Source organism: Streptomyces manipurensis (assembly GCF_049570255.1).
Classification (GTDB): Bacteria; Actinomycetota; Actinomycetes; order Streptomycetales; family Streptomycetaceae; genus Streptomyces; species Streptomyces manipurensis.
The window spans coordinates 2,277,329-2,297,437 of record NZ_CP186950.1 but is presented as its reverse complement, the minus strand read 5'-3'; the positions used below and the strand labels follow the sequence as shown (position 1 = coordinate 2,297,437).

Genomic DNA, 20,109 nt, shown 5'->3' with positions numbered 1-20,109 from the left:
TCCACTGTGTTGTCCTGGTTCCGGAGAGACGATTCTCTTCAGAACTCGTTCCGAGTCGTGAAAGTCGTGAGGAGCCTTCTTTGCGCAGAGACGCCACACCCCGGCGCTACCTGATGTGCCCACCCGCACACTTCAAGGTCACGTACTCCATCAATCCGTGGATGGACCCCACGAAACCGGTGGACCTGCCCCTCGCACTCGCCCAGTGGGAGGACCTGAGGGACCGCTACCGCGCCCTCGGTCACACCGTGGAGATCCTCGAACCGGACCCCGCCCTGCCCGACATGGTCTTCGCCGCCAACGGCGCCCTCGTCGTCGACGGCCGGGTCCTCGGGGCACGCTTCGCCTATCCCGAGCGCACCGGCGAGGCCGAACGGCACCTCGCGTGGTTCCGCGCGAACGGCTACCGCGACGTCCACGAGCCGGACCACATCAACGAGGGCGAGGGGGACTTCGCCGTCACCGCCAGCTGGATCCTGGCCGGCCGGGGCTTCCGCTCCAGTCCGCTCTCGCACGACGAGGCCCAGGAGTTCTTCGGCCGCCCCGTCATCGGCCTCGACCTCGTCGACCCGCGCTACTACCACCTGGACACCGCGCTCAGCGTCCTCGACGGCGACGAGGTCATGTACTACCCCGGCGCCTTCTCGCCCGGCAGCCGGGAGGTGCTCAAGCGGCTCTTCCCGGACGCGCTGATCGCCGACGCCGCCGACGCGGCCGCCCTCGGCCTGAACGCGGTGTCCGACGGCCGGAACGTCCTGCTCCCGCAGGGCGCCACCGGGCTGCTGGACCCGCTGCGCGAGCGCGGCTTCGAGCCGGTCCCGATGGACCTCGGGGAGCTGCTCAAGGGCGGCGGCAGCGTGAAGTGCTGCACCCAGGAGCTGCGGCCCTGAGCACCGTTCAGTCCTGAGCGGGCGGGGGCCAGGCCCGGCCCCAGTCGGTGTCCCGCGCGGCCTTGTACAGGTCGCCGTTGCGCTTGGTCACGTTGACCCGGGTCAGGCCCGCGCCCTCGCCCGTCTCGGGACCGCACAGCTCCAGCAGGACGAGCCCCTTCCGGATCTGCGGCTTGCGCGTGATCCGGGAGGTGGCCGGCTCCACCGGGACGCGGGTGGCGGCCACGTAGCTGAACTTCTCGTCCTCGTACGGCAGGGAACCGCCCTTGACCTTCCGGTGCAGGGAGGAACGGCTCACCCGGGCCGAGAAGTGGCACCAGTCCCGGCCCACCTCGATCGGGCAGGTCCCGTCGTGCGGGCAGGGTGCGGCGACCCGCAGCCCGGCCGCGATCAGCTGGTCCCGCGCCTCGCGCACGCGCAGGTAGCCCTCCGGCGTGCCCGGCTCGACGACGACCACCGTCCGGCCGGCCCGTGCCGCCTCGGCGACCACGGCCGTGCGGGCCTGCGGGGTGAGCTCGCCGAGCACGTACGAGACCGTCACCAGGTCGGCGTCGGGCACCGCCAGGCCGGGGCCGATGACGGCCCGCCGCCACTCGGCCGCGCGCAGCGCCGGCGAGCCGGAGGCCACGGCGAGCTCCCGGCCGAGGGCGAGTGCCGGCTCGGCCCAGTCCAGCACGGTGGTCTCGCGCGGGCCGTCCCAGACGGCGTCCACGGCCCAGGTCGCGGCCCCCGTGCCGCCGCCGACGTCCGCGTGCGAGCCGGGGGCCCAGCCGGGCGCGGCCTCCGCCAGGGCGTCCAGGGCGGTGCGTACGGCCTCGAAGGTCGCGGGCATCCGGTAGGCCGCGTACGCCGCGACGTCGGACCGGTCGCGCAGGACGGGCGCGTCGGTGGGGGTCCGCCCCCGGTAGTTGGCGATGAGCCGCTCGACGGCGGCCGCGGCCTGCTTGGGCGGGAGCCCGTCCAGCAGCCCTCCCAGGGTGCTGCGGAGGGTCTCGGCGGAGGCGGTGGGGGCGGAGGCGTTCACCTGCCGATTTTACGGTGACGCGGGACCGCGGCCGGACCGGGCGGCCCGGCCGGCCGGCGAACCGGCCCGGCGCCCGGGTCCGGGCTCAGGCCCGGGCGGGACCGGCCGGTACGTCCCGCTTCTGCCAGGGCCGGCACAGGCCCAGGAAGCAGCTCACCGACAGCACCGCGCACACCAGCTGCACCAGCGCCATCGGCACGGCCGTGTCCTCGCCGGCGATCCCCACCAGCGGCGAGGCGATCGCACCGATCAGGAACGAGGCCGTGCCGAGCAGCGCGGAGGCCGATCCGGCGGCGTGCGGGGTCCGCATCAGGGCCTGCGCGTTGGTGTTCGGGAGCACCACGCCCATCGCCGACATGAGCACGAACAGGGCGGAGGCGACGGGCGTCAGCCCGACCTCGCCGAAGACGCCCGTCGCCATCAGCAGCAGCGACACGGCCGCGGCGGTGACCACGGCGAGCCCGAGGCCCAGCACCTTGTCCAGGCGGACCCGGCCGACCAGCAGCTTGCCGTTGATCTGGCCGACGAGGATCAGGCCGACGGAGTTGAGTCCGAAGAGCAGGGCGAAGGCCTGCGGCGAAGCCCCGTAGATCTCCTGGATCACGAAGGGGGAGGCGGAGATGTAGGAGAAGAGCACGGCGAAGGCGAAGCCGCCGGTCAGGGTGTAGCCAGCGAAGACGCGGTCGCCGAGCAGCCCGCGCATGGTCCGCAGCGCCGAGCCGACGCCGCCGGTGTGCCGGCGCTCGGGCGGCAGCGTCTCGTGGAGGCTGCGCCAGACCGTCAGGGTGAGCACGGCGCCGACCGCGGTCAGGACGAGGAAGACGCCCCGCCAGTCGGAGAAGCGCAGCACCTGGCCGCCGATGAGGGGCGCGACGATCGGGGCGGCGCCCGAGATGAGCATCAGGGTGGAGAAGAACCGGGCCATCTCGTCGCCGTCGTACAGGTCGCGTACGACGGCCCGCGCGATGACCACCCCCGCGGACCCGGCCAGGCCCTGGAGCAGCCGGAAGGAGATCAGCAGTTCGGCGGTGGGGGCGAGTGCGCAGATCGCGGTGGCCAGGACGTAGACGACCATGCCGGCGAGCAGCGGCCGGCGGCGGCCCCACCGGTCGCTCATGGGGCCGATGACCAGCTGGCCCAGGGCCATGCCGGCCAGGCAGGCCGTCAGGGTGAGCTGGACGGTCGCGGCGGGACTGTTCAGGGCGTCGGTGACCTGCGGCAGCGCCGGCAGGTACATGTCCATGGACAGCGGGGGGAGGGCGGTCAGCCCGCCCAGTATGAACGTGACCAGCAGGCCCGTGCGGCGTGCGGCCTTCAGGGGCGCCGTGGCGAGGGGGACGGAGGGCGAATCGGGCGACGGGTCGTGCGAGGGAGCCGTCGCGGGGCCTCTCTCCGACATGCGGAACTCCAGTCTTCTCATCTGCTCATATGCACCCCTGACCGACCCATGCTCTCAGCAATCGGAACGTCCGGGGACCCGAGCGCGCCGTGACGTACCCTGCGGCCCCATGGACGAACGTACGAAGAAGATCGCCGTCGTGACCGGCGCGGGTTCCGGGATCGGCCGCTCGGTGGCCCTCGCCCTGGCCGCCGCCGGATGGGCCGTGGCCCTGGCCGGCCGCCGGACCGAACCCCTGGAGGACACCGCCCGGGCGGCCGGCCCCGGCGCCGACGTCCTGTGCGTCCGGACGGACGTCAGCGACCCGCACGACGTCACTGGACTGTTCGAGTCGGTGCGCGCCCGCCACGGCCGCCTCGACCTCCTCTTCAACAACGCGGGCACCTTCGGCCCCGGCGGTGTCGCGCTGGAGGACCTCACCCCCGAGGCCTGGCGCTCCGTCGTCGACGTCAACCTCACCGGTGCCTTCCTCTGCGCCCAGGCCGCCTTCCGGCAGATGAAGCAGCAGGACCCGCAGGGCGGCCGCATCATCAACAACGGCTCCATCTCCGCCCACGTGCCCCGGCCGCACTCCATCGCCTACACCGCGACCAAGCACGCCATGACCGGCCTGACCAAGTCCCTGTCGCTGGACGGGCGGCCCTACCGCATCGCCTGCGGCCAGATCGACATCGGCAACGCGGCGACCGAGATGACCGAGCGCATGCAGACCGGCATCCTCCAGGCGAACGGGCAGCTCGCCGTGGAACCGGTGATGGACGCCGCCGACGTGGCCCGCACGGTGCTGCACATGGCGGAGCTCCCGCTGGAGGCGAACGTCCAGTTCGCCACCGTGATGGCCACCTCGATGCCCTACATCGGCCGCGGCTGAACCCCCGTCCCGGGCCCGTTGCCACGGCGCCGGGCGGCGACGATCATGACCGCATGACCGAAACCGAGGTACTGCGCTACACCGCGTTCTCCGACGACCCGGACGGCGGCAACCCCGCCGGGGTCGTGCCGGGCGCGGCCGGGCTCGACGACGCCGCCATGCTGGCGATCGCCGCAGGGCTGGGGTACAGCGAGACGGCCTTCCTGACCGCCCCGCCCGAGGGGCTCGGCGGCGCCCCGGGACGCGCCTTCACCGTGCGGTACTTCAGCCCCAAGGCGGAGGTCCCCTTCTGCGGGCACGCCACCGTGGCCACGGCCGTGGCCCTCGCCGAACGGATCGGACCCGGCGAGCTCCTCTTCGCCACCCGCGCCGGCACCGTCCCGGTGTCCGTGACCGTCGCGGACGGCCGCCCGCGGGCCACGCTCACCAGCGTCGAGCCGCACACCGAGGAGATCGGCGCGGCCGACCTGGCCGAGGCGCTGGCCGCACTGGACTGGCCGGCGGCGGACCTCGACCCGGCGATCCCGCCGCGGATCGCCTACGCCGGGGCCCGCCACCTCGTCCTCGGTGCCGCCACCCGCGACCGCCTCGCCGACCTCCACTACGACTTCGCCCGCCTGGAGGCGCTGATGCGCCGCCTGGACCTCACCACCGTCCAGCTCGTGCACCGGGCCGGCCCGGCGCTGTTCCACGTACGCGACCCCTTCCCGGTCGGCGGGGTCGTCGAGGACCCCGCCACCGGCGCCGCGGCCGCCGCCTTCGGCGCGTACGCCCGGGAGCTGGGCCTCGTCCCGCAGGACGCCGTACTGACCCTGCACCAGGGCGAGGACATGGGCCGCCCCGGCGTCCTCACCGTCGAACTGCGCGCGGGCGACCCCAGGGTGCGCGTCGGCGGGGCGGCGGTCCGCATCCCGTGAGCAGGGACCCGTACGTGGTCTGCTTCGCCGAGGCCGACGTGCCCGCGGGGCTCGCCGCCCAGGTCGCCGCCCTGGAGGCGGAGGCCTGGCCCGGCTCCGCCCCGGGGCACGACCCCGCCCTGGCGCCCCGCAGCCTCCTGCTCCTCGGGGAGGACGGCACCGTCGCCGCCGCCCTGTCCCTGCTGCACAAGGAGATCCGCCTCGGCGGACGCACCCACCGCGCGGCCGGGCTGAGCTCCGTCGTGACCCGGTCCGCGCTGCGCGGCCGGGGGCTCGGCGGCCTGCTGGTCGCGGCCGCCCGCGCGGAACTGGCCGCGGACCCGGCCGTGGACCTGGCGCTGTTCAGCTGCGACCGGCCCCTCGCGCCCTTCTACACGGCGGCCGGATTCCCGCCGCTCCCGGGCACCGTGCTCGTCGGCGGCACCCCCGAGGAGCCGCTGGCCACCGACGCCCCCGGCTTCGACAAGGTGGTGCCGGCGGCCTTCTTCTCGGACACCCCGGACCGGGACCGCAGGGCCTTCACCGGCGTCCGCGTCCCGCTCCACCCCGGAAACATCGACAGGCTGTGGTGACCGGCCCGCGGGCCCGCCACCACAGCCCGCCGTCGGGTCCCGCCGGCGCGGCCCGCCCGGTCAGCCCGCCGGGGAGTCCGCGGGCCGCAGCGGGGGAGCCGCCGACCGGTTCCGGCCGGCGAAGAACAGCACCAGCACGGGCACCACGTACAGCACCCACACCACGACCTGCAGGACCGTGGGATCCGGCTGGAAGTTGAGGACGCCCTTGAGCAGGGTGCCGTACCAGCTGTCCGGCGGGACGGTCTCGCTCACGTCGAAGGCCTTGTTCCCCAGACCGCCCAGGAAGCGGGCCTCCTGGAGGTCGTGCACCCCGTACGCGAGCACGCCCGCGGCCACGACCACCAGCATCGCGCCCGTCCACCGGAAGAACCGCGCCAGGTCGATCCGCAGCGCACCCCGGTAGAAGAGCCAGCCGAGGACGACGGCCGTCGCGATGCCCAGCAGCACCCCGATCAGCGGAGCCGAGGACCCCTCACCGCTGGCCCGCACCGACGCCCACACGAACAGCGCCGTCTCCAGACCCTCCCGGCCCACGGCCAGGAACGCCGTGGCCACCAGCGCGCCCGTGCCCATGGCGAGCGCCGTGTCGAGCCGCCCGTGCAGCTCGGCCTTCAGATGCCGCGCCGTGCGCTTCATCCAGAAGACCATCCACGTCACCAGGCCCACCGAGACGATCGACAGGCTCCCGCCGATCAGCTCCTGCGCCTCGAAGGTCAGCTCCTGCGTGCCGAATTCGAGCAGCGCGCCGAAGGACAGCGAGAGCGCGCAGGCGATCCCGATGCCCAGCCACACCGGACGCAGGGCGTCCCGGCGGTCGGTCTTCACCAGGTAGGCGACGAGGATGCAGACGACCAGGCTGGCCTCCAGCCCCTCGCGCAGGCCGATCAGATAGTTGCCGAACACGGCGTCCTTCCCCTCCGGAGGAATCTCACGCGAACAGCGTCCGGCCCCACCAGTCGTCCGTGTCGCGGACGCCCGGCGGGACGGCGAAGACGGCCGAACCCACGTGCTGGATGTATTCGTTGAGGACGTCGGACTTCGCCAGGCTGCGCTGGATCGGGACGAAGCCCCTGCGGACGTCGCGCTGGTAGGCGAGGAAGAACAGACCCGCGTCGAGGCGGCCCAGACCGTCCGTGCCGTCCGTGAAGGAGTAACCGCGCCGCAGGATCGTCGCACCGTTGTTGGTGTCCGGGTGCGCGAGACGGACGTGCGCCTCCGGCTTCATCGCCTTCAGGAAGGGCTCGTCGCGTTCCCTGGACTTGCCCACGGGGGCGCCCTCGCCCTTGTCGCGGCCGAAGATGTCCTCCTGCTCCCGCAGCGAGGTCCGGTCCCAGGTCTCGATGTTCATCCGGATCCGGCGCGCCACCAGGTACGAGCCGCCGGTCAGCCAGTCGCTGCCGTCGCCCGCGCCGACCCACACGTGCTCGGCCAGGGCCGCGTCGTCGGTGCCGGAGATGTTCCGGGTGCCGTCCTTGAAACCCATCATGTTGCGCGGGGTCTGCTCGTCCGGCGTCGTCGAGGAGGTCTTGCCGAAGCCGAGCTGCGACCAGCGCACCGCGACCCGGCCGAAGCCGATCCGGGCCAGCTGGCGGACGGCGTGCACGGCGACCTGAGGGTCGTCGGCGCAGGCCTGGACGCAGAGGTCGCCGCCGGAGCGGGCCGGGTCCAGGTTGTCACCGGGGAACTGCTCCAGGTCCACCAGCGCCTCGGGGCGCCTGCCCTCCAGCCCGAACCGGTCCTTGGCGAACAGGCCCGGACCGAAGCCGATCGTGAGGGTCAGCCGGGAGGCCTTCAGCCCGAGGGCCTCGCCGGTGTCGGTCGGCGGTGCCTCCGGCAGGCCCTCGTACACGTCGCCGACCGGCCGGCCCGCCGTCATCAGCCGGGCCGCCGCCGTCCACTCCTTCAGCAGCGCCACCAGCTCCGCGCGGTCCTTCTTCTTCACGTCGAAGGCCGCGAAGTGCAGCCGGTCCTGCACCGCGCTCGCGATGCCGGCCTGGTGCTCGCCGTGGAACGGCACGGCCGCCCCCGCGGCCGCCGCCGACACCATGTCCGACCCGCCGCCGAACGCCGCGGCCGCGCCGCCGGCCGCGGCGGCGCCGAGCGCGAGCCCGGCCCCGCCCCAGCCCAGCACCGCGCGCCGGGAGGGCGCGGCCCCGGGCGCCGCCGGTGCGCCGCGGTCGTCCTGGTCCGGCTGCCCGGCAGCCGCCTGTTGCTCGGTCATCGTCCGCTCCCGTCCGCTGTTCGTCCGCTTCCGGTCCGACCGCTACTTCGCGACCGCGGCGGCCAGCTTGGACAGCGGCTCCGCGAGCGCGTTGACACCGTCGGAGAGCTCCTTGCGCTCCGCCTCGCCGACCTTGTCGTACGAGGTGAACTCGTAGGAGGTCTTGTCGGCGCGGTACTTGTCCAGGAGGGTGTTCAGCGCCGCGAACTGGGTGTCGAGCTGCTTGGCCAGCTCCGGGTCGTTCTTCCCGGCGATCGGCTTGAGCAGCTCGTAGGCCTGCTGAGCGCCCTCGACGTTGGCCTTGAAGTCGACCAGGTCGGTGTGGGAGTAGCGCTCCTCCTCGCCGGTGACCTTGCCGGTGGCGACCTCGTCGAGGAGCTCCTTGGCGCCGTTCGCGATCGAGGTCGGGGTGATCTCCGCCTGGCCGACCTTCTTCTGCCAGTCGGTCAGGTCGGCGATCAGGGTGTCGGCGAGCTTCTTGTCGTTGTCGTCGATCTTGTTGTCGGCCCACAGGGACTTCTCCAGGCGGTGCCAGCCCGTCCAGTCCTTCGCCGGGTCCTGGCCGGCCTCCAGGCCGTCCTCGCGGACGTCGACCTTCGGGTCGATGTCGCCGAAGGACTCGGCGACCGGCTCGGTGCGCTCCCAGCCGATGCGGGACGGCGCGTACGCCTTCTTGGCGGCCTCGACGTCGCCGGCCTTGACCGCGTCGGCGAAGGCCTGCGCCTTGGGCAGGGTCTCCTCGGCCTGCTTGACCACGTACGCGCGGTAGGCGGCGACGGCGGCGTCCGCCTCGGGGCTGCGCTTCTCGCCGCTGCCCTGGGCGCCGGTCGCCTTGACCTTCTGCGCGATGCCGTCGCCCTTCATGCCGGGCTTGCAGACGATCTCGTAGTCGCCCGCCTTGATCTCGGCGGTGATGGACGCCTTGGTGCCCGGGCCGATGTTCTCCCGCTCGGTGACGATGCGGGCGTCCGGGAAGAGGACGTAGACCTCGGTGACCTTGGCGCCCTTGTTCTCGACGTCGATCTGCACCTTGCCGGCGGGGAACTCCGTCTTCGACACCTCGCAGGCGCTGTCGGACGCCGCCACCTTGATCGCGTCGTCGCCGCCCGAGTCGCTCTTCTGGGAACAGGCCGTGACGACGGTCAGCGCGGCCGCGACGGAGGCGGCTGCGACGGTGAGGCGGGCGGGGCGCATAGGGGGCTCCTGGGCGTCGGACGTGGGCCGTCCCAAGGGGGAGAGGCCGGTGAGGCGGACCTAACTTAACCGAGCCTTACCTGTCCGATACCCCGTCGCGCAGTGATTCGGGTCGCACCTTTCGTCCCCGGACACGAGGCCGTCACGGGCGCTCCACGGCCGCCTCAAGGGCCGGTCAAGCACCGGTCAAATCCGGAGGCTCTTCCGCATCGTGGAAGGCGCCGTGTCCTCCGTGCCGCCGCGTACGGGGACCACCAGGGGTACCCCCGTCCGGGGGTGGGGGAGCACCTCGACCGGCTGCCGGTACACCCGGCTCAGCAGCGCGTCCTCGAACACCTCGGCGGGCGGGCCGGCCACGGCGATCCGGCCGCCGTGCAGGACCGCCACCCGGTCGGCGTAGGCGGCCGCCAGCCCCAGGTCGTGCAGGACCACCACGACCGCGTCCCCCGCGCCGACCCGCTCGCGGCACAGGCGCAGCACGAGTTCCTGGTGGCGCAGGTCGAGGGCGGCGGTGGGTTCGTCCAGCAGGAGCAGCGGCGCCCGCTGGGCCAGGACGCGGGCCAGCGCGACCCGGGCCCGCTCGCCGCCGGAGAGCGCGGAGAAGGGGCGGGCGGCGAACGCGGTGACCTGGGACGCGGCCATGGCGGAGGCCACCGCCTCCTCGTCGTCCTCGGCGAGGGGGGTGCCGGCCCAGGGGGCGCGGCCCATCCGTACGACGTCCTCGACGGGGAACGGGAAGGACAGCGAGGCCGACTGGGGCAGGACCGAGCGGCGCAGCGCGAGCTCGGGTGCGCTCCAGCCGGTCACCGGGCGGCCGTCGATGCGGACCTCGCCGGAGGCGGCGGGCAGGTCGGCGGCCAGGGCGCCGAGGAGGGTGGACTTCCCGGCGCCGTTCGGGCCGACCAGGGCGAGCACCTCGCCCGCCCGGGCGGTCAGGTCGATGCCGGCCAGGATCTCGCGCTGCCCCAGCCGGACGTGCAGGTCCACGGCCTCGGCGAGCGGCGAGCCGGGGGCGGGACGGGCCGGGACGGCGCGGCGGTTGCGGCCGAGGAGGCGGGCCAGGGGGCCGCGCCCGGATCCGGCGGTGACGGTGGCGTCCCGATGGTCCCGGGTGTCTGTGGCGTCTGTGGCGTCTTCGGTGTGTGCGGTGGTCGCGCGGGTCACGCCCAGCCTCCTTGCTTGCGGCGGGTGCGACGCAGCAGCCAGAAGAAGAACGGGCTGCCGATCAGGGCGGTCAGCACACCGAGCGGCAGCTCGGCGGGCTGGGCGAGGGTCCGGGCGGCCAGGTCGCCGGCGGCCAGGACCACGGCACCGGCCAGGGCGCTCCCCGGCACCAGGAAGCGGTGGCCGGGGCCGTTGGCCATGCGCAGCAGGTGCGGGACGAGCAGGCCGATGAAGGTGATGACGCCGGCGACGGCGACCGCGGCCGCGGTGAGCAGGGCGACGACCAGGATGAGGGCGCGGCGCAGCCGTTCGACGTCGATGCCGAGGTGGCGGGCGGGCCCCTCGCCGAGGGAGAGGAGGTCGAGGCGGCGGGCGTAGAAGGGGGCGACGAGCAGACCGGCGAGGGCGCACGGGAGGACCGCGAGCACCTTGGGCCAGGTGGCCTGCGCGAGGGAGCCCAGCTGCCAGAAGGTGATCTGGTTGACCTGGCCGGAGTCGGCGAAGAAGACGAACAGGCCGATGAGGGCGCCCGCGAACGCGTTCACGGCGATGCCGGTGAGGATGAGCGTGACGACCTCCGTCCTCCCGCCGTTGCGGGAGAGGAGGTAGACGGCGCTGACGGTGATCAGGCCCGCGGTGAACGCGCAGGCGGTGATGGTCCAGTTGCCGAAGAAGCTCAGGCCCAGGCCGATGGCGGCGACCGCGCCGACGGCGGCGCCGGCCGAGATGCCGATGACGCCGGGCTCGGCGAGCGGGTTGCCGAAGACGCCCTGCATGAGCGCTCCGGCGCAGCCGAGGCTCGCGCCGACGAGCAGGGCGAGGGCGACGCGGGGGAGGCGTACGTTCCACAGCACGCTCTCGCCGACCCGGTCGAGCGGTGCCCCGCCGAGGCCCAGGTGGTGCTGGACGGAGGCGAGGACGTCGGCGGTGGGGATGTGGTACGCGCCGATTCCGGCGGAGAGGAGGGCGAGGAGCAGCAGGGCGGCGGTCAGGGCGGCGGTGAGCAGGGCGGCGCGGCCGTGCCGTCCTGCGGCCGGGCCGCCTGCGGCGGGCTCGGCCGGGGCGGGCTCGGCTTCGGTGGGGCCGGGTGTGCGCCGGGGCGTCTCCTCGGACGCCGAACGGTGCGCGGGGTCGGACGGTGCGGCGGCGGTGCGTTCGGCGCCCTGCGGGGAGCGCCCCGACACCCACCCGGCCCCGGCCGGGTCGTGCGCGGCGGGGGAGAGGGGCATCTCAGGCTCCCTTGCCGTAGAGCTGGGCGATCAGGGAGGAGAGGACCTGGTCGGTGCGGGGGCCGTAGTTGAGGAGGACGCCGTCGTCGACGGTGAGCACGCGGCGGTCCATGCCGGCCGGGGTCTGGGCGACGCCCGGGATGTTCACGAGGCCGTCGATGCCGCCGACGGATTCGAGGCCCTTGGACATGACCAGGATCGCGTCGGGCGCGGCGGCCGCGAGGGCCTCGCTGGTGATCGGGGTGAAGTCCTTGCCGAGTCCGGAGTCCTTGCCGGTGTCGACCGCGCCGGCCGCTTCGAGGAGCGAGGCGGCCCCGGAGTCCGAGCCGCCCAGGAGGTACACCGACGCGGTGCCGCGCAGGTAGAGGAAGGCCACCCGCGGCTGCTTGCCCGAGGCGGCCGGAACGCCCTTGCGGGCGGCGGCGATCCGGTCGGCGGTGCGCTGGTTGAGCTGCGTTCCGGCCTCCTTGACGCCGAGCGCCGTGGCCACCGTGTCGATCCGCCGGGGGACGTCGTCCAGGGACTTGGCCGGGGCGACGACCAGGACCGGGATCCCGGCGTCGCGGATCTGCTGGACGGCTTCGGCGGGGCCCGTGGTGGTCTCCGCCAGGACGAGCGTCGGGCGCAGCGAGAGCACGCTCTCGGCGGAGACGTCGTGGCCACGGGTCACCACCGGCAGTGCGGCGGCCTGTTCGAAGGTGGCGGTGATGTCGCGGGCGACGACCTGGGCGCCGAGGCCGAGGGTGTGGACGATCTCGTTGAGGCTGCCGGTCAGCGGGACGACGCGGTCGGCCGCGGTGACGGTGACCTGGCCGCCGTCGGCGGAGGGCACCGTGACGGGCAGGGCCGGCCGGGGTGCCGGGGCCAGGGGTTCCACCCGGTCCGGGACCGCCTGGGCGGCGGGTGCGGGCGGGGTGGGGGTGGTGGCCGTACCTCCGCAGGCCGTCAGCGCGAGTGCCAGTGCTGCCACGGCAACGGCGAGACGGGGAAAGCGGTGTGACGCGGCGGGCGTAGGCACGAAGGCACCGTCCTGGTCGTCCGGCTGAGGTTCTGGGGACCGGGTGTTCTCATCCGGTCCGGGTTTAGCTTAGGTTAGCCTAACCTTGCTCGCCAGACCCTGGAGGGGGCAGTCATGCCCATGAGACCCGTCCGTACGCTCACCGTCGCCCTGCTGGCGGCCCTGTTGGGGGCCCTGCTCCCGGCGAGCGCCGCCCACGCGGGCACCGTGCAGGGCGGCCGGCTCGACTGGGGCATCAAGGCGTCCTTCCAGAGTTATGTCACCGGGCCGATCGCAAAAGGCGGTTTCAAGCTGAAGGGCGGCGCCGCGACCGTGGGCGGCAGCCTGTTCCGCTTCCACTCGGCCACCGGCTCATACGACCCCGGCAGCGGCACCTTCGAGGCCGCGTACACCGGCGGAGTGTCCTTCACGGGCCACCGCAAGCCCGACGGCGCGTACGAGCTGGACATGACCATCAGCCGCCCCACGGTCAGGATCAGCGGCGGCCGCGGCACCCTGTACGTGGACGTCTCCAGCAAGGCCAAGGGCGGCGGAGCCGTCAGCAGCCGCTCCCAGGTGCCGTTCGCCACGCTGGGACTCGGCGGCATCGACATGAAGGGCGCCCGCAGCCCCCTCGCCCTGACCGGCATCCCGGCCACGCTCACCGCACAGGGCGCCGAGGCCTTCGCGGGCTACTACCCGGCCGGTGCGCAGCTCGACCCGGTCTCGCTCTCCGCCGACGTGCGCGAGGCCCCCGCGCAGGCCCCCGCCCAGTCGCCGGCCGCGCAGCCCAGCGCCACGGCGGCGGCCGCGGCCACCGCCCCGCAGGCGCCCGGCGCCTTCGCCGACGCCGCCGTCGACTGGGGGGTGCGGCGCACCTTCCGCGAGTACGTCACCGGTCCGATCGGCCAGGGCGGCTGGACCCTCGCCGAGGGCGCCCAGGACGGCGGCGCGCTCTTCCGCTTCCCGCAGGGCAAGGGCGCGTTCGACAGGGAGAAGGGCGTGCTCGACGCGGCCTTCGCCGGGACCGTGCGCTTCACCGGGGCCCACCTCGACCTGACCTTCGGCAAGGTGGGCGTGAAGGTGGAGAACGGCAAGGGCGTGCTGTCCGCGGACGTCACCTCCGGCGGCGCGACGAAGAACGCGGTCCCGCTCGTGGAGTTCGACGCGAAGGGCCTGAAGACCGAGGGCGCGCTGGCCACCCTGAGCGAGGCCCCCGCCACGCTCACCGAGGGCGGCTCCCAGGCCTTCAACTCGATGTACCAGGCCGGCACGGAGATGGACCCGGTCTCGCTGGCCGTCGCCCTCGACGCCACGGCGCAGCTCCCGGCCCTGCCCGACCTGGGCTCCACGCCCGCGCCGTCCGCACCCGCACCCGCCACCGCCTCCGCGTCCCCGGTCGGGGCAGCCCCCGCGGCCGCCGGATCCTCCTCCGGCGCCGCGCTCCACGTCGCCCTCGGCGTGGCCGCGCTGCTGCTGGCCGCCGGTGCCGGTTACCTGCTGACCCGCAACCGCCGGGCCGCGTCCACCGCCGGACCGGCGGCCGGGGCGGCACCGGTGGCCGACCCGGCCCCCGCCTCCGGGAACTCCGCCGCTGCGGCGGAGTCCCCGTCCCCCTCCGACCAACCACCCGCCGCGCCCGGCGAACCCGGGCCCGCGGCCGACGCGGAGGGCGGCGCGGACCGACGCGCCGCCGAGCCCGCCGAGGGGCGGACCGGCCCGGACGCACCGGCCGGGGACGGGCCCGAGGCCCCGTCCACCGGCACGGCGAAGTAGCCGTACCGCCCGCCCCCTCTCCCACCACCGCACTCTTCCCCTTCGCCCCCAGGAGTCCCCCGCCATGTCCACCGCCCGCCGCCCGATCTCCCTCGCGGCCGCCGTCCTGACCGCAGCCGCGCTCGGCGCCGCCGCCTTCTCCCTGCCCGCGAGCGCCGCGGGCGGCCCGCCCACCGGCCCCGTGAAGATCGTCGGCGGCACGCTCGACTGGGGTGTCCTCGCGAGCTACCGCGCCTACGTGACGGGCATGGCCAAGGGCACCATCACCGTCGCGGACGGCGCCCAGCAGAACGCCGACGGCACCCTGCGGTTCACCGAGCCCACCGGCCAGTACGACCCGGCCGGCGGCCACGTCGTGAAGGCGGCCTTCAGGGGCAGCGTCACCTTCTCCTCGCCCGCCCCGCCCACCGGCCACGGCTTCGAGGTCAAGCTCTCCGACATCCGCATCGACACCGGCACGAAGAAGCTGACCGCCGACGTCACCACGTCCGGTGCCACGGCCCAGGACGTGCCGCTGGCCACGGTGGCCTTCGCCGGCCAGTCGATGACCGGCCTGGCGACGACCCTCACCAAGGAGGCCGCGGACGCGCTCGGTTCCGCCGGCTACGAGAACAAAACGGGCGACCCGCTCACCGTGGGCCTGAAGTTCGAGCAGCCGGCCCCGGAGCCGACCCCGACCAAGCCCACCCCGAGCGCCGAACCCACCCCCAGCGCCGACCCCACTCCCACCAAGAACCCCACGCCTCCCGCCGACGGGGCGCAGAAGGTCCTCAACGGCAAGCTGACCTGGGGTCTGAAGGAGTCCTTCCGCCGCTACGTGCTCGGCGCGGGCTCCATCACCCCGTCCGGCGGTGCCGCCAAGAACGGCCAGCTCTTCGACTTCGCCTTCGGCAAGGGCGAGCTGGACGCGAAGAAGCAGAAGCTGAACGCCTCCTTCGAGGGCAGCCTGCGCTTCCAGTACGCCGCCCACGGTATCGACATGACCTTCGGCAACCCGCGCGTCGACGCCACCGGCAAGACCGGCACCCTGTACGTCGACGTCAAGAACGCCACCGGCAGCAGGACGGGTGTCGCCTTCGCCACGCTCGACCTGTCGAAGACCGACTACAGGACGAAGAACGGCGTGCTGGCGCTGAACGGCGTCCCCGCGGCCTTCACCGCCGACGGCGCGGCCGCCTTCGCCAACGACACGACGGGCTCCATGTACAAGGCGGGCGACCCGATCGACCCGCTCACCTTCTCCGTGGCGGTCGACAAGGACGCCACCCTGCCGTCCACGGGTGGCACCACCGACGGCGGGACGACGGGCGGCGGCACCGGCGGATCCACCGGCGGGACCACCGGCGGTACCGGCGGTACGGGCGGCACGGCGGGCGGCGGTTCGGCCGGCTCCGTCGGCGGCTCCGCGGGCGGCAACCTCGCCGCCACCGGCGCCGGTGTCCCGGCCGGAGCCCTGCTCGCCACCTCCGGCGCGGTGATCGCGGCCGGCGCCGGTGCGGTCCACCTGGCGCGCAGGCGGCGTACGGCCCAGCCCTGAGCCGTGTTTCAATTCCCGCGTGAACGATCTCGATGTGCTGAGGGTCTTCTGCGCGGGTGACGGCCGCCACGGCAACCTTCTGGGTGTCGTGCGCGACGGCCGGACCTGCCCCGACGATGCGTCCCGGCAGGCGCTGGCCGCCGAACTCGGCTACAGCGAGACGGTGTTCGTCGACGACCCCGAACGCGGGGTCGTCGACATCCGTACGCCCGGCACCCGGATGTCCTTCGCCGGGCACCCGCTGGTCGGGGTCGCCTGGCTGCTGGACATCGAGGAGCTGCAGCCGCCCGCCGGATCCGTATGGGCCCGTGACGACGGCGAGTTCACCTGGATCACGGCCCGCCCCGAGTGGGTCGAGGGCAAGCGCACCGAGCAGTACGCGACGGTCGCCGAGGTGGAGGCGCTGCCGGCGCCGCCGCCGGGTGAGGGCTGGCTGTACGCGTGGGCGTGGGAGGACGAGGCGGCCGGCCGGGTGCGGGCCCGCGGCTTCCCGCGCCGCCCCGACGGGATCATCACCGAGGACGAGGCCACCGGTTCGGCGGCGATCCTGCTGACGGCCCAGCTGGACCGGGCCCTGAACATCACCCAGGGCGCCGGATCCCAGATCCTGACGGCCCCCGGCGCGGACGGCACGATCGAACTGGGCGGCCGCGTCCGCTTCGCCGCGCCCGGACAGGCCGGCCGGGAGGCCCGCGCCGGGCAGTTCGCCGGATTCTGAGCCTCTCCCGAGGCTCTCCTGAGACGCTCCCGAAACGGCCGCGGGGCCGGTCCCGGTGCCAGGTGCACCGGGACCGGCCCCGCGGCCGTGACCGCGGTCGCGGTTACGCGCTGAGGGAGAACTGCTCGCCCAGCTCGCGGAAGACCGCGCCGTTGAAGTCGAAGGCCCGCTTGCACTCGTCGATGATGCGCTGCTTCTCCAGGTCGTCCGCGGCGATCGCGTCGAGCAGCTCGCGGTAGGTCCGCTTGAAGGCCGCCGGGTTGGAGATGTCCGCGAAGACGTAGAAGCGGACGCCGTCGCCCTTGCGCTCGAAGCCCCAGGTGCGTTCGGCCTTGTCGCGGATGATCTGGCCGCCGGAGAGGTCGCCGAGGTAGCGGGTGTAGTGGTGGGCGACGTACCCGCCCGGCCACTGCGCGGCGCACTGGGCGACGCGGGCGGCGTAGGCCTCCGTGGCCGGCAGGGCCACCACGCTCTCGCGCCACTGCGGGCCCAGCAGGTGCGCGAGGTCGCGCTCGATCTCGGCGACACGCATCAGTTCGGGCCGGATGAACGGTCCGGCGACCGGGTCGTCCTTGAGCGCCTCGGCCGCGTCCTCCAGGGCCCGGTACACGAACCACAGCTGCTCGGTGTAGCGCGTGTACGCGTCCACGCCGAGACGTCCGCCCAGCAGGTCGCTCATGAAGGTCGACGTCTCGGCCTCGGTGTGCTGCTCGTGCGACGCGACGCGGATGACCGTAGAGAAGGCGTCCAAGGCGGACCTCCAGGAAGAGGAAACAGGCGCGGCGGCAGCGCGCCGCCACACCCGATACTCCTACTTAGGTATGCCTAAGTCAATGTGTTCCCGACGTTCTGTCGGTAAAAATTCGGGGAGCCCCCGCGGTGCTGCCCGCTCACGGAAGGGTCAGGATGTCCGCCCCGGAATCGGTGACCACGAGCGTGTGCTCGAACTGTGCGGTCCGCTTGCGGTCCTTGGTGACGACCGTCCAGCCGTCGGCCCACATGTCGTAGTCGTGCGTGCCCAGCGTCAGCATCGGCTCGATGGTGAACGTCATCCCGGGCTCGATGACGGTGGTCGCGTGCGGGCTGTCGTAGTGCGGGATGATCAGGCCGGAGTGGAAGGACGAGTTGATGCCGTGGCCGGTGAAGTCCCGGACCACGCCGTAGCCGAAGCGCTTCGCGTACGACTCGATGACCCGGCCGATCACGTTGATCTGGCGGCCCGGCTTGACGGCCTTGATGGCCCGGGCCAGCGCCTCACGGGTGCGCTCCACCAGCAGCCGCGACTCCTCGTCCACGTCGCCGCACAGGTAGGTGGCGTTGTTGTCGCCGTGCACGCCGCCGATGTAGGCCGTCACGTCGAGGTTCACGATGTCGCCGTCGCGCAGGACGGTGGAGTCGGGGATGCCGTGGCAGATCACCTCGTTGACCGAGGAGCACAGCGACTTCGGGTAGCCGCGGTAGCCGAGCGTGGACGGGTAGGCGCCGTGGTCGCACATGTACTCGTGGGCGACCTTGTCGAGCTCGTCGGTGGTCACCCCCGGCGCGATCAGCTTGGCGGCCTCCTCCATCGCCTGGGCGGCGATCCGGCCGGCGATGCGCATGGCCTCGATGGTCTCGGCCGTCTGCACCTCCGGTCCGGTGTACGGAGTGGGCGCGGGCTTGCCCACGTACTCGGGCCGGCGGATGTTTCCGGGAACGGAACGGGCGGGAGAGAGCTCGCCTGGTACGAGCAGCGACTGACCGGACATGCAAGCGAGTGTATCCAGCGGGGATGGGGCAGCATGGCGGCATAGAGATCGTGAAGCGGCAGCGAGAGGAGCCCGACGGGATGGCCCTGTTCAAGAAGCGCCAGGTGGGCAAACCGGGCGAGTGGTACTACTGCCTGGTCCACAAGAAGGTCGAGGAAGGCCCCGACTGCCCCGCCAAGGATCGCTTCGGTCCCTACGCGACCGCCGAGGAGGCCAACCACGCCATGGAGACGGCGCAGGAACGCAACCTCGAATGGCAGAACGACCCCAAGTGGAACGACAAGACCCGCGAGGACGAAGAGGGCACCGCCGGCTGACCGGCCGGCGGCGCGCCCCCGTCACCAGCGGCTGGGCGGCGGCGCGGTCAGCTGGTCGGCCAGCCGCGCCAGCCGGTCCCGCAGCCGCAGCGGGCCGCGCTGCGCCGGCAGGGTGTTCTCCCCGGTCGCCGCGCTGACCAGGTGCTGGACGGTGTCCAGGTCAAGCTCGGCCCCGTCCGGCGGGACCGACAGCGCGTCGTGCGCGAGCGCGCCGAGCTCCCGGTCCCCGCCGTCCAGGGACAGGACGGTCGCCCCCGCCCGCCGCGCGTCGTGCACCCGTTCCAGCAGCCCCTCGCCGGGCTCCGCCGGAGCCACCACCAGCAGCGTGTGCCCGCGCCGGGCCGCCGCCAGCCTGCCCAGTCCCACCGACAGGTGCGCGGGCGCCCCCGGCCGTACCCGGTGGCGCACCAGGGTCGGCGCCAGCTCCGGCAGGCCCGACCAGGCGGCCTCGTCCACCAGGTGCGCCGCCAGGTGCCAGGGCTCGTAGTCCTCCGTCCCCACCAGCAGCAGGTTCCCGCCGGCCGGCACGACCGAGCGGCGCAGCGAGCCCGCGAAGCGGCGCGCGGCCCCGGGCCACTGCGTACCGGCGAGCACCTCGCGCAGCAGCGCGACCCTCACGGCGTCCATGCCGGCATCCTGCCGCATAGGCCCCGCCCGGGGGAGCGGTTCCTTCCACTTGACACCCCCCGGGGCGATCGCTTCGGGTCCGCACTACCCGGCAGTACGCTCGCCCCCATGACTTCCTCAGACAGCACGCAGAAGCCGCCGGCCAAGGACCCGTGGGACCTCCCCGACGTGTCCGGCCTGGTCGTCGGCGTCCTCGGCGGCACCGGCGACCAGGGCCGCGGCCTCGCCTACCGCCTCGCCCGGGCCGGCCAGAAGGTGATCATCGGCTCGCGCGCCGCCGACCGCGCGCACACCGCCGCGGAGGAACTGGGACTCGGCGTCGAGGGCGCCGACAACGCCGACTGCGCCCGCCGCAGCGACATCGTCATCGTCGCCGTTCCGTGGGAGGGCCACGCCAAGACCCTCGAAGCCCTGCGCGAGGACCTCGCGGGCAAGCTCGTCGTCGACTGCGTCAACCCGCTCGGCTTCGACAAGCAGGGCGCCTACGCCCTCCGCGTCGAAGAGGGCAGCGCCGCCCAGCAGGCCGCCGCCCTGCTCCCCGACTCCCGGGTGACGGCCGCCTTCCACCACCTGTCGGCGGTCCTGCTCCAGGACGAGTCGATCGACGAGATCGACACCGACGTGATGGTCCTCGGCGAGTCCCGCGCCGACACCGACATCGTCCAGGCCCTCGCCGCCCGCATCCCGGGCATGCGCGGAATCTTCGCGGGCCGCCTGCGCAACGCCCACCAGGTGGAGGGCCTCGTGGCGAACCTCATCTCCACCAACCGCCGCCACAAGGCCCACGCGGGCCTCCGCATCACCGACGTCTGACCGCCCCCGCCACCGGGCCCCGGTCCTTACGGCAGCACTGCGGGGCATGGGGGACACTGGTGGGGCTCGACCGTCTTCAGTGTTCCCGAGGA

The 20,109-nt window shown here is 73.8% G+C and carries 20 protein-coding genes; 9 read left to right on the top strand and 11 right to left on the bottom strand.

Features of this window, described 5'->3' with window-relative positions; translation table 11 throughout:
* The first annotated feature begins 14 nt into the window (after window positions 1-14).
* A complete protein-coding gene (ddaH, locus tag ACPU2J_RS10555) occupies window positions 15-890 on the top strand; it encodes a dimethylargininase (RefSeq protein ID WP_361598481.1) in 876 nt (291 codons plus the stop codon).
* 7 nt (window positions 891-897) lie between these two features.
* Here ddaH and ACPU2J_RS10550 read toward each other — a convergent pair whose 3' ends face one another.
* Both ACPU2J_RS10550 and ACPU2J_RS10545 read right to left on the bottom strand, forming a co-directional pair.
* Entirely contained in the window at window positions 898-1,914 is a 1,017-nt protein-coding gene (locus tag ACPU2J_RS10550; protein WP_423833134.1) for a small ribosomal subunit Rsm22 family protein, read from the bottom strand.
* A gap of 85 nt (window positions 1,915-1,999) precedes the next feature.
* The gene (locus ACPU2J_RS10545) at window positions 2,000-3,313 is read right to left on the bottom strand and encodes a Bcr/CflA family multidrug efflux MFS transporter (protein WP_365493484.1); all 1,314 of its coding nucleotides are present in this window, start codon (window positions 3,311-3,313) and stop codon (window positions 2,000-2,002) included.
* A 109-nt stretch (window positions 3,314-3,422) separates the two neighbouring features.
* On the opposite strand from ACPU2J_RS10545, the gene ACPU2J_RS10540 reads away from it, so the two are divergent.
* From ACPU2J_RS10540 to ACPU2J_RS10530, 3 genes are read left to right on the top strand one after another with little or no spacing between them, the layout of a single operon-like run.
* Window positions 3,423-4,184, top strand: a complete 762-nt coding sequence (locus ACPU2J_RS10540) for an SDR family oxidoreductase (RefSeq protein WP_361598314.1) — start codon at window positions 3,423-3,425, stop codon at window positions 4,182-4,184.
* 53 nt (window positions 4,185-4,237) lie between these two features.
* Entirely contained in the window at window positions 4,238-5,101 is an 864-nt protein-coding gene (locus ACPU2J_RS10535; protein ID WP_423833132.1) for a PhzF family phenazine biosynthesis protein, read from the top strand.
* On the top strand, window positions 5,098-5,673 hold the full coding sequence (locus ACPU2J_RS10530) for a GNAT family N-acetyltransferase (protein ID WP_420080952.1): 576 nt from the start codon (window positions 5,098-5,100) through the stop codon (window positions 5,671-5,673). Before ACPU2J_RS10535 ends, ACPU2J_RS10530 begins: the two co-directional genes overlap by 4 nt.
* A gap of 60 nt (window positions 5,674-5,733) precedes the next feature.
* Here ACPU2J_RS10530 and efeU read toward each other — a convergent pair whose 3' ends face one another.
* From efeU to ACPU2J_RS10500, 6 genes are all read right to left on the bottom strand, one after another.
* On the bottom strand, window positions 5,734-6,579 hold the full coding sequence (gene efeU, locus ACPU2J_RS10525; protein ID WP_420080953.1) for an iron uptake transporter permease EfeU: 846 nt from the start codon (window positions 6,577-6,579) through the stop codon (window positions 5,734-5,736).
* Window positions 6,580-6,604: 25 nt separating this feature from the next.
* Window positions 6,605-7,897, bottom strand: a complete 1,293-nt coding sequence (efeB, locus tag ACPU2J_RS10520) for an iron uptake transporter deferrochelatase/peroxidase subunit (protein WP_423833131.1) — start codon at window positions 7,895-7,897, stop codon at window positions 6,605-6,607.
* Between the two features lie 42 nt (window positions 7,898-7,939).
* Complete coding sequence (gene efeO / locus ACPU2J_RS10515; RefSeq protein WP_361598300.1) at window positions 7,940-9,091, bottom strand: iron uptake system protein EfeO; 1,152 nt, start codon at window positions 9,089-9,091, stop codon at window positions 7,940-7,942.
* Between the two features lie 186 nt (window positions 9,092-9,277).
* Window positions 9,278-10,153, bottom strand: a complete 876-nt coding sequence (locus ACPU2J_RS10510; RefSeq protein ID WP_420082451.1) for a heme ABC transporter ATP-binding protein — start codon at window positions 10,151-10,153, stop codon at window positions 9,278-9,280.
* Window positions 10,154-10,251: 98 nt separating this feature from the next.
* Window positions 10,252-11,484: a FecCD family ABC transporter permease gene (locus ACPU2J_RS10505; RefSeq protein WP_420080955.1), complete on the bottom strand. Its 1,233-nt coding sequence runs from the start codon at window positions 11,482-11,484 to the stop codon at window positions 10,252-10,254.
* Window position 11,485: 1 nt separating this feature from the next.
* A complete protein-coding gene (locus ACPU2J_RS10500; protein ID WP_420080956.1) occupies window positions 11,486-12,502 on the bottom strand; it encodes a heme/hemin ABC transporter substrate-binding protein in 1,017 nt (338 codons plus the stop codon).
* A 114-nt stretch (window positions 12,503-12,616) separates the two neighbouring features.
* Here ACPU2J_RS10500 and ACPU2J_RS10495 point away from each other — a divergent pair, with 114 nt between their 5' ends.
* From ACPU2J_RS10495 to ACPU2J_RS10485, 3 genes are all read left to right on the top strand, one after another.
* Window positions 12,617-14,257: an HtaA domain-containing protein gene (locus tag ACPU2J_RS10495; protein WP_423833130.1), complete on the top strand. Its 1,641-nt coding sequence runs from the start codon at window positions 12,617-12,619 to the stop codon at window positions 14,255-14,257.
* A 64-nt stretch (window positions 14,258-14,321) separates the two neighbouring features.
* Window positions 14,322-15,794 (top strand): HtaA domain-containing protein, encoded by a 1,473-nt coding sequence (locus tag ACPU2J_RS10490; RefSeq protein WP_423833129.1) that lies wholly within the window; start codon window positions 14,322-14,324, stop codon window positions 15,792-15,794.
* Between the two features lie 19 nt (window positions 15,795-15,813).
* Entirely contained in the window at window positions 15,814-16,512 is a 699-nt protein-coding gene (locus ACPU2J_RS10485; RefSeq protein ID WP_423833128.1) for a PhzF family phenazine biosynthesis protein, read from the top strand.
* 103 nt (window positions 16,513-16,615) lie between these two features.
* Here ACPU2J_RS10485 and ACPU2J_RS10480 read toward each other — a convergent pair whose 3' ends face one another.
* Together ACPU2J_RS10480 and map are read right to left on the bottom strand one after the other, a co-directional pair.
* A complete protein-coding gene (locus tag ACPU2J_RS10480) occupies window positions 16,616-17,263 on the bottom strand; it encodes a heme oxygenase (biliverdin-producing) (RefSeq protein WP_361603641.1) in 648 nt (215 codons plus the stop codon).
* A 139-nt stretch (window positions 17,264-17,402) separates the two neighbouring features.
* The gene (gene map / locus ACPU2J_RS10475) at window positions 17,403-18,260 is read right to left on the bottom strand and encodes a type I methionyl aminopeptidase (RefSeq protein WP_361603638.1); all 858 of its coding nucleotides are present in this window, start codon (window positions 18,258-18,260) and stop codon (window positions 17,403-17,405) included.
* Between the two features lie 80 nt (window positions 18,261-18,340).
* On the opposite strand from map, the gene ACPU2J_RS10470 reads away from it, so the two are divergent.
* Window positions 18,341-18,577, top strand: a complete 237-nt coding sequence (locus ACPU2J_RS10470; protein ID WP_420082452.1) for a hypothetical protein — start codon at window positions 18,341-18,343, stop codon at window positions 18,575-18,577.
* Window positions 18,578-18,598: 21 nt separating this feature from the next.
* Here ACPU2J_RS10470 and ACPU2J_RS10465 read toward each other — a convergent pair whose 3' ends face one another.
* Window positions 18,599-19,204 (bottom strand): hypothetical protein, encoded by a 606-nt coding sequence (locus ACPU2J_RS10465; protein WP_420080960.1) that lies wholly within the window; start codon window positions 19,202-19,204, stop codon window positions 18,599-18,601.
* Window positions 19,205-19,312: 108 nt separating this feature from the next.
* Here ACPU2J_RS10465 and npdG point away from each other — a divergent pair, with 108 nt between their 5' ends.
* The gene (npdG, locus tag ACPU2J_RS10460; protein ID WP_399818737.1) at window positions 19,313-20,017 is read left to right on the top strand and encodes an NADPH-dependent F420 reductase; all 705 of its coding nucleotides are present in this window, start codon (window positions 19,313-19,315) and stop codon (window positions 20,015-20,017) included.
* Window positions 20,018-20,109: the final 92 nt, after the last annotated feature.

Coding starts and splice junctions, on each gene's coding strand:
- ACPU2J_RS10545 (WP_365493484.1), bottom strand. CDS start 3,313: ATGTCGGAGAGAGGCCCCGCGACGGCTCCCTCGCACGACCCGTCGCCC.
- ACPU2J_RS10540 (WP_361598314.1), top strand. CDS start 3,423: ATGGACGAACGTACGAAGAAGATCGCCGTCGTGACCGGCGCGGGTTCC.
- ACPU2J_RS10535 (WP_423833132.1), top strand. CDS start 4,238: ATGACCGAAACCGAGGTACTGCGCTACACCGCGTTCTCCGACGACCCG.
- efeB (WP_423833131.1), bottom strand. CDS start 7,897: ATGACCGAGCAACAGGCGGCTGCCGGGCAGCCGGACCAGGACGACCGC.
- efeO (WP_361598300.1), bottom strand. CDS start 9,091: ATGCGCCCCGCCCGCCTCACCGTCGCAGCCGCCTCCGTCGCGGCCGCG.
- ACPU2J_RS10505 (WP_420080955.1), bottom strand. CDS start 11,484: ATGCCCCTCTCCCCCGCCGCGCACGACCCGGCCGGGGCCGGGTGGGTG.
- ACPU2J_RS10495 (WP_423833130.1), top strand. CDS start 12,617: ATGCCCATGAGACCCGTCCGTACGCTCACCGTCGCCCTGCTGGCGGCC.
- ACPU2J_RS10490 (WP_423833129.1), top strand. CDS start 14,322: ATGTCCACCGCCCGCCGCCCGATCTCCCTCGCGGCCGCCGTCCTGACC.
- map (WP_361603638.1), bottom strand. CDS start 18,260: ATGTCCGGTCAGTCGCTGCTCGTACCAGGCGAGCTCTCTCCCGCCCGT.
- ACPU2J_RS10470 (WP_420082452.1), top strand. CDS start 18,341: ATGGCCCTGTTCAAGAAGCGCCAGGTGGGCAAACCGGGCGAGTGGTAC.
- ACPU2J_RS10465 (WP_420080960.1), bottom strand. CDS start 19,204: ATGGACGCCGTGAGGGTCGCGCTGCTGCGCGAGGTGCTCGCCGGTACG.
- npdG (WP_399818737.1), top strand. CDS start 19,313: ATGACTTCCTCAGACAGCACGCAGAAGCCGCCGGCCAAGGACCCGTGG.